General features: G+C 67.4%; 13 protein-coding genes and 1 tRNA gene. 3 read left to right on the top strand and 11 right to left on the bottom strand.

Annotation, left to right across the window (positions count from 1 at the left end):
- From hpf to WAL33_RS02895, 8 genes are all read right to left on the bottom strand, one after another.
- Positions 1-554, bottom strand: a 554-nt coding sequence (gene hpf, locus WAL33_RS02860; protein WP_422178287.1) for a ribosome hibernation-promoting factor, HPF/YfiA family, incomplete at its 3' end; no start/stop codon positions are given.
- 51 nt (positions 555-605) lie between these two features.
- Complete coding sequence (locus WAL33_RS02865) at positions 606-1,217, bottom strand: exopolysaccharide biosynthesis protein (protein ID WP_422178289.1); 612 nt, start codon at positions 1,215-1,217, stop codon at positions 606-608.
- 58 nt (positions 1,218-1,275) lie between these two features.
- On the bottom strand, positions 1,276-2,805 hold the full coding sequence (rpoN, locus tag WAL33_RS02870; RefSeq protein ID WP_422178291.1) for an RNA polymerase factor sigma-54: 1,530 nt from the start codon (positions 2,803-2,805) through the stop codon (positions 1,276-1,278).
- Positions 2,806-3,083: 278 nt separating this feature from the next.
- Positions 3,084-3,839, bottom strand: a complete 756-nt coding sequence (gene lptB, locus WAL33_RS02875; RefSeq protein ID WP_422178293.1) for an LPS export ABC transporter ATP-binding protein — start codon at positions 3,837-3,839, stop codon at positions 3,084-3,086.
- 18 nt (positions 3,840-3,857) lie between these two features.
- A complete protein-coding gene (locus WAL33_RS02880; protein WP_422178295.1) occupies positions 3,858-4,457 on the bottom strand; it encodes an LptA/OstA family protein in 600 nt (199 codons plus the stop codon).
- A gap of 17 nt (positions 4,458-4,474) precedes the next feature.
- Positions 4,475-5,137: an LPS export ABC transporter periplasmic protein LptC gene (lptC, locus tag WAL33_RS02885; protein WP_422178297.1), complete on the bottom strand. Its 663-nt coding sequence runs from the start codon at positions 5,135-5,137 to the stop codon at positions 4,475-4,477.
- Between the two features lie 10 nt (positions 5,138-5,147).
- Positions 5,148-5,765, bottom strand: coding sequence for a ribonuclease D (locus WAL33_RS02890; protein ID WP_422178299.1), 618 nt, complete (start codon positions 5,763-5,765; stop codon positions 5,148-5,150).
- A 234-nt stretch (positions 5,766-5,999) separates the two neighbouring features.
- Positions 6,000-6,086 (bottom strand) — tRNA-Leu (locus WAL33_RS02895).
- Between the two features lie 144 nt (positions 6,087-6,230).
- On the opposite strand from WAL33_RS02895, the gene WAL33_RS02900 reads away from it, so the two are divergent.
- Positions 6,231-7,187, top strand: a complete 957-nt coding sequence (locus tag WAL33_RS02900; protein ID WP_422178301.1) for a complex I NDUFA9 subunit family protein — start codon at positions 6,231-6,233, stop codon at positions 7,185-7,187.
- Positions 7,188-7,396: 209 nt separating this feature from the next.
- Here WAL33_RS02900 and WAL33_RS02905 read toward each other — a convergent pair whose 3' ends face one another.
- On the bottom strand, positions 7,397-8,206 hold the full coding sequence (locus WAL33_RS02905; RefSeq protein WP_422178303.1) for an undecaprenyl-diphosphate phosphatase: 810 nt from the start codon (positions 8,204-8,206) through the stop codon (positions 7,397-7,399).
- A gap of 266 nt (positions 8,207-8,472) precedes the next feature.
- On the opposite strand from WAL33_RS02905, the gene WAL33_RS02910 reads away from it, so the two are divergent.
- Complete coding sequence (locus tag WAL33_RS02910; RefSeq protein WP_422178305.1) at positions 8,473-9,918, top strand: NAD(P)-dependent oxidoreductase; 1,446 nt, start codon at positions 8,473-8,475, stop codon at positions 9,916-9,918.
- 124 nt (positions 9,919-10,042) lie between these two features.
- Positions 10,043-14,572, top strand: a complete 4,530-nt coding sequence (gene gltB / locus WAL33_RS02915; protein ID WP_422178307.1) for a glutamate synthase large subunit — start codon at positions 10,043-10,045, stop codon at positions 14,570-14,572.
- A gap of 24 nt (positions 14,573-14,596) precedes the next feature.
- Here gltB and WAL33_RS02920 read toward each other — a convergent pair whose 3' ends face one another.
- Both WAL33_RS02920 and WAL33_RS02925 read right to left on the bottom strand, forming a co-directional pair.
- Entirely contained in the window at positions 14,597-15,172 is a 576-nt protein-coding gene (locus WAL33_RS02920) for a hypothetical protein (RefSeq protein WP_422178309.1), read from the bottom strand.
- Between the two features lie 82 nt (positions 15,173-15,254).
- Positions 15,255-15,933: citrate synthase (locus tag WAL33_RS02925; RefSeq protein WP_422178311.1), on the bottom strand; the 679-nt coding region annotated here is incomplete at its 5' end.

The raw sequence follows: 15,933 nt of genomic DNA on the forward strand, positions 1-15,933 counted from the left end.
CTGTAGACCACCGACAAACCGTCGTGGGCGGCGTTCCTAAACACGATTGCCTGGGACTCGGTCAAGTCCAGTTCCATGACCGCCATGGAAACAGTCATGATCTTCAGCGAGGACTGGGTTTCGGCGATGATCATGCCGGCCGGCGCGCCGGCGGGGTGATTGTCCTCCGCGCTCCAGTCGTCGTCGTCGGCCTCGTCGCTGTCGGGGGCCCGCAGGACATACATCGCGGCGTTTTCCGCCTGCTTGGCGGTGGCCGCGATGGAGTGGCTCTTAAGTCGTCGCTTGTAGCGCCGGATGCGCGTCTCGATCTTGGCCAGGGCGGCGTCGAAGGCCGCGTGGGCGTCACCGCCCGAACCATGGCTGATCAGCTGCTGGCCCGAAGCCAGCTTGACCGAGCAATCGACCCGGAAGGCGAAGCCCTCCTTGCTGATCACGACCTCGGCGTCACCGCCGCGGTCGAAATACTTGCCGATGCTCAGGGTGATTTCGTCGGAGACTCGCGCTCGCAGAGCCTCGCCAACGTCGACATGCTTGCCGGAGATTTGGACTTGCATGGCTTATCAACGCGCCCGTCCAAGCCCGGTGTCAAGCGTCGCCTAAACGACTTAAAACAGCCCCGGAATCATGTGCAGGAGCCGCTCGACCGCCGCGGCCACGACCCCGGCGCTGACCACCAGAAGACCCACGCTGATCGTGGCCATCAGGTAGCCCAGCAGGACCATAAGGCCGTCGCGCTGCAGCAGGGCCAGGGCCAGGACGGCCACGGTGGCCCCGGGCGCCAGGTTGCCCAGCGGGATCGGCAGGACCAGCACCAGGGCCAGCAGGGTGCAGACCACGCCGATCAGCCGCTCGCCGACCGAGCCGAACAGGATCTCCAGCCGCGGGCGGGTGACCAGTTCCATGCGGCGGACGATCGGCGACAGCTTACGGAACAACCCGCGCAGATCGTCGCGCTTCAGGGGGTGGTGGATCAGCTTGCGCGGCAGCCAGGGAATGTCGGAACCCCAGGCGATCTGCGGGGCCAGCAACAAGATCGGCAGGCTGAGGATCGTCGAGGAGCCCGGCGGCAGGGGCAGGCAGTTGAGCAGGCCGAAGACCAGCAACATGGCGCCGAAGGCGCGGCTGTCGAACTGCTCCAGCATCTGGCCGACAGTGATGACGGGGCGCGTGTCCTCGCCGAAACTCTCGATGACGTCGGACAGGCTCTCGGTGGTCATGCTTCGCCTTTGGTCGCGCTGTCACAGAACGCGGAGCACAGCCGTTCGCACCATGCGGTCAGGCGGTTTGCTTGATCAAGCGCCGCCGTTCGACCGATGACGGAATTCGCAGGGCGTCGCGATATTTGGCCACCGTGCGGCGGGCGATGTCGACGCCGGCCTCTTTCAGGATCTCGACGATGCGGTCGTCGGAATGGACGTCGGCCTCGGTGCGCTCGGCCTCGACCAGGCCCTTGATCTTGTGGCGCACGCTGGCGGCCGAGTGGGCCTCGCCGCCCTCGCTGGACTGGATGGCCGAGGTGAAGAAGTATTTCAGCTCGAACACCCCGCGCGGGGTGGCGATGTACTTGTTGGAGGTCACCCGGCTGACCGTCGACTCGTGCATGCCGATGGCGTCGGCGACGGTCTTCAGGTTCAGCGGCCGCAGGTGCTCGACGCCGTAGGCCAGGAAGCCGTCCTGCTGGCGGACGATCTCGCTGGAGACTTTCAGGATGGTCTTGGCCCGCTGGTCGAGGCTTTTGACCAGCCAGTTGGCGGTGGCGAAGCTGTCGGAGACGAAGGTCTTTTCCTGGTCGGTGCGCGCGCCCTTGCTGACGCGGGCGTGGTAGCGTTGGTCGACCAGCACCTTGGGCAGGGTGTCGGTGTTCAGCTCCACGTGCCACAGGCCGCCGGGCGTCTCGCGCACATGGACGTCGGGCACCAGGGTCTGGGGCGGGTCGGCGTGGAAGGCCGCGCCGGGCCGAGGGGTCAGGGCGCGGATCTCGGCGACCATCTCGCGCAGGTCCTCGTCATCGACGCCGCAGATCTTGCGCAGCGCGTTCATGTCGCGCTTGGCCAGCAGGTCCAGATTGTCCAGCAGGGCGGCCATGCAGGGGTCGTAGCGGTTGACGTCCTTCAACTGCAGGGCCAGGCACTCGCGCACGTCGCGGGCCATGACGCCGGCCGGCTCGAAGCCTTGCAGAGCGGTCAGCACCGCCTCGACAAAGGCCAGGCCGCAGCCCAGGCGCTCGGCGACCTCGTCGAGGTCGGCCCGCAGGTAGCCGGTCTCGTCGACGGCGTCGATCAGCACCCCGGCCACCACGTTCTGGGCGGGCGACAGGCCGGCCACGGCCAGCTGCCCGGTCAGGTGCTCGATCAGGGTCGGCGGGCGCGACAGGGCGCCCTCGTAATGGTCGTCGCTCTCGAAATTGCCGCCGCCGCCGGTGCGCGACCAGTCGATCTGGCCGCCGGCCTGCTCGGCCGCGGACTCGGCCCCATCCACGCTCGGGCCGTCGCCGGTGGCGCGTTCGCCGGGCGAGAGATCGTCGGGCGCGGCGTCCATCTGCTGGCTGGCGGCGCTGTCGGACACGGCGTCCAGGCCCAGGTTCTCGGTCGGGCGGTCGGCTTCGTCAGCCGCGCGTTCGGCCCCTTGTTCAGAGTCCGGGGGGCCGTCGTCGCGTTGGAGCAGCGGATTGCGCTCGAGCTCGGCCTCGACGAAGGCGTCGAGTTCGAGGTTCGACAGCTGCAGCAGCTTGATCGCCTGCTGAAGCTGCGGCGTGATGACAAGGCCTTGGCCTTGCCGAAGCTCCAATCTGTGGCCGAGAGCCAATGCGCCCTCCTGGGCAAATCAACGAACTGTTGATCGCCATTGAAAGGCCAGTTTGGTTAACGGGGCGCGAACGCCAGCAAAAAGCGGGCCACTGCGACCATCCGCCCAAAAGGATGTTGGTTTTTTCCGCCGAGTTTCAACAAACTGCTGAAAAGATGAAGTTCTATCGCGCGCGCTCGGAAACGAAAAAGTCCGCGCGCTCGATTGTCGAGGCGCGCGGACTCTTGAAACTTGCCGGGCGCGGGCGCTGCGGGGTCGAAAACTCCGACCCCGGGGCCTTAACGTTCGTCGAAGCTGTCGCCCAGATAGACGCGGCGGACCTCGGGGTTGTCGACGATCTCCTGGGGCGAGCCTTCGAACAGCACTTCGCCGGCGTGGATGATCGAGGCGCGATCGACCATCTGCAGCGTCTCGCGGACGTTGTGGTCGGTGATCAATATGCCGATGCCGCGGTTCCTCAGATAGCTGACCACCTCGCGGATGTCGGAGATCGCCAGCGGATCGATGCCGGCGAACGGTTCGTCCAGCAGCATGAACGACGGCTCGCTGGCCAGGGCCCGGGCGATTTCCACCCGGCGGCGCTCACCGCCCGACAGGGCGACGGCCGGCGACTTGCGGATGTGGGTGATCCGCAGCTCTTCCAGGATCTCGGTGACGTGCTCGCGGGCCTTGCGCTGATCCTTCTGGCGCATCTCGACCACGGCCATGACGTTCTGCTCGACCGTCATGCCCCGGAAGATCGAGGCCTCCTGGGGCAGATAGCCCACGCCCATGCGGGCGCGCTGGAACATCGGCTGGCTGGTGATGTCCTCGCCGTCCAGATAGATCGAGCCGTAGTCGGCGGCGACCAGGCCGGTGATCATGTAGAAGCAGGTGGTCTTGCCGGCGCCGTTGGGGCCCAGCAGGCCCGCGACCTCGCCGCGCTTCAGGCGTAGGGAGACGCTCTTGACGACCGGGCGGTCGCCGAACGACTTGCCGATGGCGTCGACGACCAGACCGTCGGAGGCCGCGTCGTTGACGCGCGGGGATTGCATCGAAAACGCCATGGGTTCCTACGGCTTGCCGGCGGGCTTTTTATCGTTGTCTTGCTTGGGATAGACCACCGCCCGCACACGCGTCTTGCCGCGACCCGTGGCGTTGGATTCCATCTTCACGTCGTTGGTCTTGGTCTTGATCGTCATCCGATCGCCCCGCGCCACGTCCTGGCCTCGGATGGCCACGACGTCGCCGGTGACCACGATGGTGTCGGTGGCGTAGTCGTAGACGGCGTGGTCGCCGCGCACCGACTGCTCCGGCGTCACGTAGAAGACCTCGCCGTCGGCCTCGACGCGGTCGACGTCGCCGCAGTCGTTGCCGCCGTTCGGGCTCGCCGCCGACGCGGCCTTGCCCGGCTTCGCGCGGCGATTATAGACGGTCATGGTCTCGGCCCGCATGCGGGCCTTGTCCTGCAGGACCTCGACCGCGCCGCGGAAGATGGTCTTGCACTGGCTGTTGATGACCTCCTGCTCGTTGGCGGAGATGTCCACCGGCGCGCTGGAGTCGTTGCCGCGGGCGGCCGTCTGGGCCATGGCGCCGCCGCCCAGCAGACCGGGCAGCAGGGGCCCGCTCAACAGGCTGAAAGCGATCGCCGTCGGCGCCATCCATCGATTCATCAACCACGTCCTCATGTCTATTCCTGAGCCGTCCCGGGTTTTTGCGCCGGAACCGCCTGGCCCGTCTTCCCGTCGATCCGAGCCCGGACGCCGCCCCGGAAGATGATGCGGTCACCCTTGTCATATACGGAGTAGGCGTTGGATTGCACCTGTCCAGTTGGACCTTCGCCTTGCAGCGTGGTTTCGCCGGTGGTGTTGCCGTTGCGGGTGTCGACCAACGCCTCGTCCGAGGCGAAGCGGTAGCCCGCGCCGTCGTCCATGCGGACATTACCGTACAGCTGAAGCTTCCACGTGTCTTCGCGATAGACGCCGCGATCGGCGGTGGTGCGCGTGGGGGCGGGGCTGCCCACGCCCAGGGTCAGGGTCGGCGCGTCCAGGAACACCTGCTTGAGGTCGTTCTCGTCGCGCACCGCCGAGCGGGCGGTGATGATGAACGGCTTGCCTTCGCTCGACTGGCCGTAGAAGCGCGGCGTGACCATGCGGATCTGGGCCTTGCCCGCGGACGAACGATGGTCGGCGGCGGTGAAGGATCGCCAGGCCACCTGGCTGACGACCGTCGCCAGCAGGGCGACCATCGCGATGGGCAGCACCACCCGCGCCAATTTGACGCGGCGCGAACGGCGGCGCCAACGCTGCAAGTCCCGCCCGTAACCCGCCCGATCCGCCTCGAGGGTGGTCATGCCTCCGGCCTCAGCTGTGCGCGAAGATGTCGACGTCTTCCCAGCCGGCCAGGTCCAGGGCCGCGCGGTGGGGAAGATAATCGAAGGCGGCCCTGGCCAGCGCCATGCGGCCCTCGCGCACCAGCATGGCGTCCAGGCGTTCGCGCAGGGCGTGGAGGTGCAGCACGTCGGAGGCCGCATAGGCGACCTGTTCGGGCGTCAGCTTCGCCGCCCCCCAGTCCGAGCTTTGCTGAACCTTGGACAGCTCGACGCCGATCAGCTCGCGCGTCACGTCCTTCAGGCCGTGGCGGTCGGTATAGGTGCGAGCCAGCTTGCTGGCGATCTTGGTGCAGTACACGGGAGCCGTCATGACCCCCAAGTGCAGCAGGAACATGGCGATATCGAAGCGGCCGAAGTGGAAAAGCTTCACCACCGAAGGATCGGTCAACAGGCGCTTGAGGTTGGGGGCGTCGTAGGTCGAGCGGTCCAGGCGCACCACGTGGGCGTCGCCGTCGCCCGACGACAGCTGGACCACGCACAGCGGGTCGCGGCCCAGGCGCAGACCCATGGTTTCGGAATCGATGGCGACGGCGGTCGCGCCGGCGAAAGCGCCGTCCGGAAGGTCGCCTTCATGCAGAAAATTGGCCAAGTCCGTTCGTCTCCGCGCCTCGGTCTCGTCGCGCGGACGCTGCGAATTCCCGACACGTTTGAATAGTGGGGCGCCGACCCTGTCGGCCGGATGAACAGGATATCTAACGCCTGGCCACAACCGTCGCTAGACCCCGGGGAGGGACCAGGACCGTTTTCTGCGTATTGTCTGGAAGCTTTCGAAGCCCTGAAGCTTCGGCGCCACCCCGACCTTCTTTCGAAGGTTGGTAGGGGGTGGTGCCCAGGAGAGGACTCGAACCTCCACGACCTTTCGATCACTGGCACCTGAAGCCAGCGCGTCTACCAATTCCGCCACCTGGGCCTGCGGGGCGATCCGTGGACCGCCGCGAGGCCGGGACGTTTATGCAAAGGTCCCGGCCGCGTCAATCGCTTAGTTGCGCATTTCGTTGCGATTGGTCGCGGGGTCGTCTATCCCCCGACCCACGAGTTTAGGACGAGGTTGATTATGCAAGGTCTGGTCACGGTGTTCGGCGGCTCCGGCTTCGTCGGCGGCCAGGTCGTACGGGCGCTCGCCAAGGCGGGTCATCGCGTGCGGGTGGCGGTGCGCAATCCGAACCTGGCCTACAAGATGCGCATGCTGGGCGATGTCGGCCAGATCGAGGTCGTGCAGGCCAATGTCCGCAACGCCCCGTCGGTGGCCCGCGCCGTGGACGGCGCCGAGGCGGTGGTCAATATGGTCGGCGTCCTGTGGGAAAGCGGCCGTCAGAAGTTCCAGACCCTGCACGTGATGGGCGCCAAGACCGTCGCCGAGCAGGCCAAGGCCGCCGGGGTCAAGCGCCTGGTGCAGATCTCGGCCATCGGCGCCGACGCCGAGTCGCCGTCCAAGTACCAGCGCACCAAGGCCGAGGGCGAAGCCGCCGTCCGCGCCGCCTTCCCGGGCGCGGTGGTGATCCGCCCGTCGATCGTGTTCGGCGCCGAGGACAAGTTCTTCAACAAGTTCGGCCAGATGGCCGCTCTGTTCCCCGCCCTGCCGCTGATCGGCGGCGGCGAGACCAAGTTCCAGCCGGTCTATGTCGGCGACGTCGCCCAGGTGGTGGCCAAGGCCGTCTCGCACCCGGCCGCCGAGGGGCTGACCTACGAACTGGGCGGTCCGACCGTCTACAGCTTCAAGGAAATCCTGGAGATGATCCTGCGCGAGACCGGCCGCAACCGCGTGCTGGCTCCGATCCCGTTCTTCGCGGCCGGCCTGATCGGCAAGCTCGGCGACCTGTCGCCGATCGCCCCGCCGCTGACGTCGGACCAGGTCGAGTCGCTGAAGGCCGACAATGTCGCCAATAACGGCCTGCCGGGCCTGGCCGAGGCCGGCGTCGTCCCGACCGCCGTCGAGGCCGTCGTGCCCTCGTACCTCTACCGCTACCGCAAGGGCGGCCAATACGCCGAGGTCCCGGCGGGGGCGTTCTAATTTCCCGATCCTTCTCCCCTTGCGGGAGAAGGTGGCGGCGTAGCCGCCGGATGAGGGGTCTCTCAAAAGCAAAAGCCGCGACCGGTCTTTCGACTGGGCGCGGCTTTTTCGTCTAGCGGTCGGGGACGCGCCCTTGCGGTGTGTCCCCACGTCTTGGCGCGGCGCTTGCTGTTGGGGACACGCCGCAAGGGCGTGTCTCCGGTGGGCGACTAACGCGGCACGTAGATCAGCCCCAGCCCGATCACCCCCACCACGATCCGCCACCAGGCGAACGGGGCGAAGCCGCGCTTGCCGATGAAGCCTATCATCGTCTTGACCACCAGCAGTCCCGACAGGAACGACACCACGAAGCCGACGGCGATCGTGCCGGCGTGGCTGGGGTCGATCTGGTCGTAGCTCTTGAACAGGTCCAGGGCGAAGGCGCCGACCATGATCGGGATGGCCATGAAGAAGCTGAACTCGGCGGCCGCCTTGCGCTCCACGCCGATCAGCATCGAGCCGACGATGGTCGAGCCCGAGCGCGACACGCCGGGCAGCAGCGACAGGCATTGGAAGAGGCCGATCAGGAAGGCGGTCTTCAGGCTGAGCGCCATGCCGTCCATCTCCTTGGGGGCGGGGGCCTTCTTGTCGACGATCAGCAGCAGCACGCCGCCGATGATCAGCGACACGCAGATCACCTGGGGCAGGAACGGGTTCTCGAAGAAGTGCTTGATCACCCCGTGCAGGAGGAGGCCGGCGGCGAAGGCGGGGATGCAGCCGATCAGCACGCTGAGCGCGAAGCGGCGGGCCTCGGGCTTGGTCGGCAGGCCGACAACCACCTGCCACAGGCGCTGGAAATAGACGGCGACCACGGCCAGCACCGCGCCCAACTGGATCAGGACGATGAAGGTGTCCCAGGTCGGATCGGTCAGGCCCAGGGCGATCTTGGTCAGCAGCAGATGCCCGGTCGATGAGACCGGGATGAATTCAGTCAGGCCCTCGACCAGGCCCAGCACGATCGCGATCAGCCAATCCGGCATCGTCACTCCTTCAAAGGGGGTATTGGCCTCTAGGCGCGCGGCCTCCGAAACGCCATGCCGGGCGTGCGCCCAACACGGTAAACAACTCGTTTATCCATAAAGTAGACTATTTAGGGGCATAACTGAGAGTCGGTCTCAATAACCCTAACCTGTTCACGGATATATTTGTCCATAATTTTGACTGATGCATTCTTCTTGCCGCAAAGAGTCCGTATGAGGCCCGCGCACGCAAATTTTTCCCCGGAAGCGGGGACGAGGGAAGTCGCATGGCCGAGCGCATGCTGAAATTCACGACCGTCGCCCGCGCGACGCCCGCAAAGCGGGCGGCGGACGAGCGCAATGGCGACTTCCACGAGATCTACGCCGACTTCATCGATGCGAAAGCCACCGAGCAGGCCTCGCGTTGCTCGCAATGCGGCGTGCCGTTCTGCCAGACCCACTGTCCCCTGCACAACAACATCCCCGACTGGCTGCGAATGACCGCGGAGGGCCGCCTGGAAGAGGCCTATCAGCTGTCGCAGGCCACCAACTCCATGCCGGAGGTCTGCGGTAGAATCTGCCCTCAGGACCGTCTGTGCGAAGGCAACTGCGTCATAGAGCAGTCGGGTCACGGCACCGTGACGATCGGCTCGGTCGAGCGCTACCTGACCGACAAGGCCTGGGAGATGGGCTGGGTCAAGCCGCTGACGGCCAAGGCCGATCGCGGCCAGTCCGTCGGGATCATCGGCGCGGGCCCGGCCGGCCTGGCCGCCGCCGAGAAGCTGCGCGAGGAAGGCTACGCCGTCACCGTCTATGACCGTCACGACCGGGCCGGCGGCCTGCTGATCTACGGCATCCCCGGCTTCAAGCTGGAAAAGGACGTGGTCGAGCGCCGCACCCAGCGCCTGGCCGACGGCGGCGTGGTGTTCAAGCTGGGCTTCGAGGTCGGCCGCGACGCCACCCTGGAAGACCTTCGCGACAAGCACGACGCCGTGCTGATCGCCGTGGGCGTCTACGCCGCGCGCGACCTGGTCGCGCCGGGCGCCGGCAGCCAGGGCGTCGTGCCCGCGCTCGACTACCTGATCGCGTCCAACAAGAAGACCCTGGGCGACGACGTGCCGGCCTATGACAGCGGCGTGCTGAACGCCGACGGCAAGGACGTGGTCGTGGTCGGCGGCGGCGACACGGCCATGGACTGCGTGCGCACCGCCATCCGTCAGGGCGCGACCTCGGTCACCTGCCTCTATCGCCGCGACAAGGCCAACATGCCCGGCTCGCTGCGCGAAGTGTCCAACGCCGAGGAAGAGGGCGTGACCTTCGAATGGCTGGCCGCCCCGCGCGCGGTCATGGGCGAGGCCGCCGGCGTGACCGGCGTGCGGGCCATCCGCATGCGCCTGGGCGCCCCGGACGCCTCGGGCCGCCAGTCTCCCGAAGAGATCGACGGCGGCGACTTCGATCGTCCGGCCCAGCTGGTGGTCAAGGCCCTGGGCTTCGAGCCCGAGAACCTGCCGCAGCTATGGTCCGCCCCCGACCTGAAGACCACCCGCTGGGGCACGGTCAAGGCCGACGTCCGCCATCAGATGACCAATCTGGACGGCGTGTTCGCGGCCGGCGACATCGTGCGCGGCGCCTCCCTCGTGGTCTGGGCGATCAAGGACGGCCGCGACGCCGCCGACGCCATGCACCGCTACCTGATGACCAAGACATCCGCGATTTCGATCGCGGCGGAGTAGGTGCTTGAAATCCTCGTCCTTCGACAAGCTCAGGATGAGGATTTCATAGCGAGCTTTTAAGTAGTCCTCATCCTGAGCTTGTCGAAGGACGAGGGCGGACCAAGAACCATCTTCGGAGGCCGCCATGGCCCAAGACATCGACCTCTATCTGAAGAACCGCCAGACCCTGATCGACGGCCACGCCTACGATCCCTCGACCGAGCGCGACGCTTGCGGCGTGGGCCTGGTCTGCGCCATCGACGGCCAGCCGCGCCGCGAGGTCGTCGAACTGGCGATCAAGGCCCTCAAGGCCCTGTGGCACCGGGGGGCGGTCGACGCCGACGGCAAGACCGGCGACGGGGCCGGCGTGCTGGTCAGCGTTCCGCAGGACTTCTTCATCGACCAGGTGCGCCGCACCGGCCACGCCCTGCGCCAGGGCCCGATCGCCGTGGGCCAGATCTTCCTGCCGCGCACCGATCTCGCCGCCCAGGAGGCCTGCCGCACGATCGTCGAGGCCGAGGCCCTGCGGTTCGGCTTCTACATCTATGGCTGGCGTCAGGTGCCGGTCGACACCTCGGTGATCGGCGAGAAGGCCAACGCCACCCGCCCCGAGATCGAGCAGATCATGCTGGCCGCCCCGGCCGGCCTGGAAGGCGAGGCCCTGGAGCGCGCCCTGTTCCTGTGCCGCAAGCGCATCGAAAAGCGCGTCCATGCCCAGAACCTGTCGGGCTTCTACATCTGCTCGTTCTCGGCCAAGTCCTTGATCTACAAGGGCATGTTCCTGGCCGAACACATCGACGAGTTTTATCCGGACCTCAAGGACGAGCGGTTCAGCGCCGCGGTGGCGATCTTCCACCAGCGCTATTCGACCAACACCTTCCCCGAATGGCGCCTGGCCCAGCCGTTCCGGATGCTGGCCCACAATGGTGAGATCAACACCATCAAGGGCAACATCAACTGGATGAAGTCCCACGAGATCAAGATGGCGGCCGACGCCTTCGGCGAGTTCGGCGATGACGTCAAACCGGTGATCCAGCCGGGCGGTTCGGACAGCGCCAACCTGGACAACACCTTCGAGGTGCTGGTCCGGGCCGGCCGCGACGCGCCGATGGCCAAGACCCTGCTGGTGCCGGAAGCCAACGGCCCGCACATGAAGGCCTCGCACAAGGCGCTCTACAGCTACTGCAACGCGGTGATGGAGCCGTGGGACGGCCCGGCCGCCCTGTGCGCCACCGACGGCCGCTGGGTCGTGGCCGGCAAGGACCGCTCGGGCCTGCGCCCGCTGCGCGTGGCCTATACCGACGACGGCCTGGTGATCATGGGCTCGGAAGCGGGCATGTGCGGCGTCGAGGAAAGCCGCATCACCCGCAAGCTGGCGATCTCGCCGGGCCGGATGATCGCCATCGACCTGGTGGGCGGCAAGCTTTACGGCGAAGACGAGATCATCGACGAACTGGCCGGCCGCCACCCCTATACCGACTGGCTGGGCAACATGGTCGACCTCGAAAAGGAGATCGGCCCCGGCCCCGAACCGCGCAATTACGGCCGCGAGGAGCTGACCCGCCGCCAGGCCGCCGCCGGCTTCAGCCTCGAAGACCTGGAAATGGTCCTGGCCCCGATGGTCGAGGACGGCAAGGAAGCCGTCGGCTCGATGGGCGACGACACGCCCCTGGCCGTGCTGTCGGAGAAGTATCGTCCGCTCAGCCACTTCTTCCGCCAGAACTTCAGCCAGGTGACCAACCCGCCGATCGATCCCCTGCGGGAGACCGGCGTCATGAGCCTGAAGACCCGGTTCAAGAACCTGGGCAACATCCTGGCGCAGGACGCGGCGCAAGCGGATGTGTATGTGCTGGAAAGCCCGGTCCTGACCACGGGCATGTACGAGCGCATCCACGGTCTGCTGGGCGAGAAGAGCGTGGTGGTCATCGACTGCACCATGCCGCTGCCGGTCCCGGAAGCGCGTGACGGCGACGCCCTGCGCGCCAACCTCGACCGCATCCGGGCCGAGGCCGAGGACGCGGTGCTGCGCGGCTGCGGCGCCATCGTCCTGACCGACGAGGCCAGCAACGCCGAGCGCGTGGCCCTGCCGATGATCCTGGCCACCGGCGGCGTCCACGCCCACCTGGTCGCCAAGGGCCTGCGGTCGTACGTCTCGATCATCGTCCGCTCGGCCGAGTGCCTGGACACCCACTATTTCGCGGTGTTGGTCGGCGTCGGCGCCACGGCGGTCAACGCCTACCTGGCCCAGGAAAGCTTCCAGGACCGCCTGGAGCGCGGCCTGATCGGCGACAAGTCGCTGCGCGACGTCTGCATCAACTTCAAGACGGCCATCGAGGGCGGTCTGCTGAAGATCATCTCCAAGATGGGCATTAGCGTCATCTCCTCGTACCGCGGCGGCTACAATTTCGAAGCTGTCGGCCTGTCGCGCGCCCTGGCCGCCGAGTTCTTCCCCGGCATGCCCTCGCGCATCTCGGGCATCGGCCTGGCGGGTCTGGAGAGCAAGGCGGTCGAGCTGCACCGCAAGGCCTGGGGCGAGGCGGCCGTGACCCTGCCGGTCGGCGGGCTCTACAAGCTGCGCCGTTCGGGCGAGGCCCACGCCTTCGAGGCACGGCTGATCCACACCCTGCAGAGCGCCTGCGACACCGGCGACTTCGAACTCTATCGCCGCTGGTCCAACGGCCTGCGCACGCAAAAGCCGATCCAGCTGCGCGACCTGCTGGACTGGCGCTCGGACCGCAATCCGATCTCGACCGACGACGTCGAGAGCGTCAACGAGATCCGCAAGCGTTTCGTCACCCCGGGCATGAGCCTGGGCGCCCTGGGCCCCGAGGCCCACGGGGCGCTGAACATCGCCATGAACCGCATCGGGGCCAAGTCGGTCTCGGGCGAGGGCGGCGAGGACAGCGCCCGCTACAAGCCGCTGCCCAACGGCGACAACCCCAACAGCGCCATCAAGCAGGTGGCCTCGGGCCGGTTCGGCGTCACGGCCGAATATCTGAACCAGTGCGTCGAACTGGAGATCAAGGTCGCCCAGGGCGCCAAGCCCGGCGAGGGCGGGCAGCTGCCCGGCTTCAAGGTCACCGAGATGATCGCGCGGCTTCGCCATGCGACGCCCGGCGTGATGCTGATCAGCCCGCCGCCGCACCACGACATCTATTCGATCGAGGACCTGGCCCAGCTCATCTATGACCTGAAGCAGATCAACCCGATCGCCCGCGTCACGGTGAAGCTGGTGGCCGCCACCGGCATCGGCGCGATCGCGGCCGGGGTCGCCAAGGCCAAGGCCGACGTGATCCTGGTGGCCGGCGGCGTCGGCGGCACGGGCGCTTCGTCCCAGACCTCGGTGAAGTACGCCGGCGGTCCGTGGGAAATGGGCCTGTCGGAAGCCAACCAGGTGCTGACCCTGAACAACCTGCGCCACTCGGTGGTCTTGCGGGCCGACGGCGGCATGCGCACGGGCCGCGACATCGTCATCGCCGCCATGCTGGGCGCCGAGGAGTTCGGCATCGGCACCGCCTCGCTGGTGGCCATGGGCTGCATCATGGTGCGCCAGTGCCACTCCAACACCTGTCCCGTGGGGGTCTGCACCCAGGACGAGGCCCTGCGCGCCAAGTTCACCGGCACGCCGGACAAGGTCATCAACCTGTTCACGTTCATCGCCGAAGAGGTTCGCGAGATCCTGGCGGGCCTGGGCTTCAAGTCGCTGCGGGAAATTGTCGGCCGCACCGACCTGCTGGCCCAGGTGTCGCGCGGCGGCGAGCACCTGGACGACCTGGACCTGAACCCGTTGCTGGTCCGCGCCGATCCGGGCGCCAACAAGCCCTACTGCACCGTCGAAGGCGGCCGCAATCCGGTTCCGGACACGCTGGACGCCCAGATCGTCCGCGACGCCGCCCCCCTGCTGGAGCGCGGCGAGAAGATGCAGCTGACCTATACGGTCCGCAGCACTGCCCGCTCGATCGGCTCGCGCACCTCCAGCCACATCGTGCGCAAGTTCGGCATGAAGGGTCTGCCCGCCGGCCACCTGACCGTCCAGCTCAAGGGCTCGGCTGGCCAGAGCCTGGGGGCCTTCGCGGTCCAGGGCCTGCGCATCGAGCTGACCGGCGAGGCCAACGACTATGTCGGCAAGGGCCTGTCGGGCGCGACGATCGTCATCAAGCCGGCGCGCGGCCTGGCCGCCCCCGAGACCAACACCCTGATCGGCAACACCGTGCTGTTCGGAGCCACCTCGGGCCGGCTGTTCGCGGCCGGACAGGCGGGTGAACGCTTCGCGGTCCGCAACTCCGGCGCCACCACGGTGGTCGAGGGATGCGGCGCCAACGGCTGCGAGTACATGACCGGCGGCCAGGTGGTGATCCTGGGCCCGACGGGCGGCAACTTCGGGGCCGGCATGACCGGCGGCATGGCCTTCGTCCTGGACCAGCACGGCCGGTTCGAGAACCTGGTCAACCCGGACAGCATCGTCGTCCAACGCCTGGCCTCGCCCTATTGGGAAGACGTGCTGCGCTCGCTGGTGACCGAGCATGCCCGCGAGACCGACTCGGTCTTCGCCGAAAGCCTGCTGCGCGACTGGGACCGGGTGCGGGATCTGTTCTGGCAGGTCTGTCCCAAGGAAATGGTCTCGCGGCTGCCCCAGCCGTTGGCGGCGGAACAGGCGGTTCACGAACGGGCTTAGGTCCGCTCGGAGGAGGGGTCGGCGTTAACGCCGACCGCCGTCAAGGGCTGTTGGGGTCGAAGCCGTGAACCTTGAGACGCTGAACGTCGTGACGTCTCCTTCGGTCGCGATCGTCAGGACGATCAAGCGACTGGCGTTGTTCAGATCGCTTATTTCGTCCTGCGAAGGCGCTCGGCGCCCGTTTGGCGTCTCGATGGCCAAATAGCTGCCCAGGTTCTGGTCGCTCCCTGGGAGCGGCTTCAGACCGCCGATCCAGGCCCTGGCCGCTGCTCTGTTCGACTTGTCGCCAGGCCCCGCGAGGTTGCAGGTCCAGCGTTTGACCTCTGCCTCCTGACGGATGCCCCAAAGGACCAGATAGTCTTCTTCAGCCACGCCAGTCTGCGATCGAACGGTAGCTTGATCAAACGGCGCGCCAAGCGGGTTGAAGATTGGCGGGATATCGACGGGAGTCCAGTTTGCGGTTGCCTGAGCAACGCCGTCTGGAGCGCCCCGTGTGTCCAGGCAGATGCGCTTGAACATCCCGAATATCGGGCTCTGCGCCGCCTGCGCCGAAACTGGCATGCCTGCTAGACTCAGAATGAGAAACAGACAGAGGCGCATTGCGGATTCTCCCTCCAGCGACACGGCGACCTTAGGCACATGTCACCTACCCTGGTAGCGCTTATTGTTCAGCTTGACTGAGCTACCTCACCGGCCGCACGCCCACATACCGCGCCCGGGGCCGGATTAGTTTCCCCGTCTGCAGTTGCTCGATCGCATGGGCGTGCCAGCCGGCCATCCGTCCCACGGCGAACAGGCTGAAGGGCGCGTCGGCGGGCAGGGTCAGGGCGCGGGCCATGGCCACCAGGGCGAAGTCGATATTGGGCGCCAGGCCCGTGGCGCCTTCCGTCTCGGCGCGCAGGTCGGCCAGCAGCGGCGGAACCTTGAACGCCTCCAGCAGGGCCGCGGCGCGCGGGTCGCCGTCGGGATAGAGCGGGTGGCCGAAGCCCGGCGTGGCCGAGCCCTGGGCCAGACGCTCGGCCACGGCCCTGGCCGGACCGCGCCGCTCGGCTTCGTCGACGAACATCTCGACCCGCGCGGCCATGCCGCCGTGCAGGGGACCGGACAGCGCCGCCAACCCGGCCAGGGAGGCCGCCGCCAGCGAGGCGCCGGTCGAGGCCGCCACCCGCACCGCGAAGGTCGAGGCGTTCAGCTCATGGTCAGCCAGCAGCACCAGGGCCCGGCGCACCAGGTCCGCGCCGAAGGCGTCCAGGCCCCAGGCGTCGGCCAGCCGTCGGTGGATCGGACCCTCGCCGATTGCGCCGGCCACCGCGTCGGCGGCGGCTTCCAGCAGGCCGGCGGCCTCCATCGCCAGGGCCAGG

The sequence above is a fragment of the Caulobacter sp. genome (genome assembly GCF_049283275.1).
GTDB lineage: Bacteria > Pseudomonadota > Alphaproteobacteria > Caulobacterales > Caulobacteraceae > Caulobacter.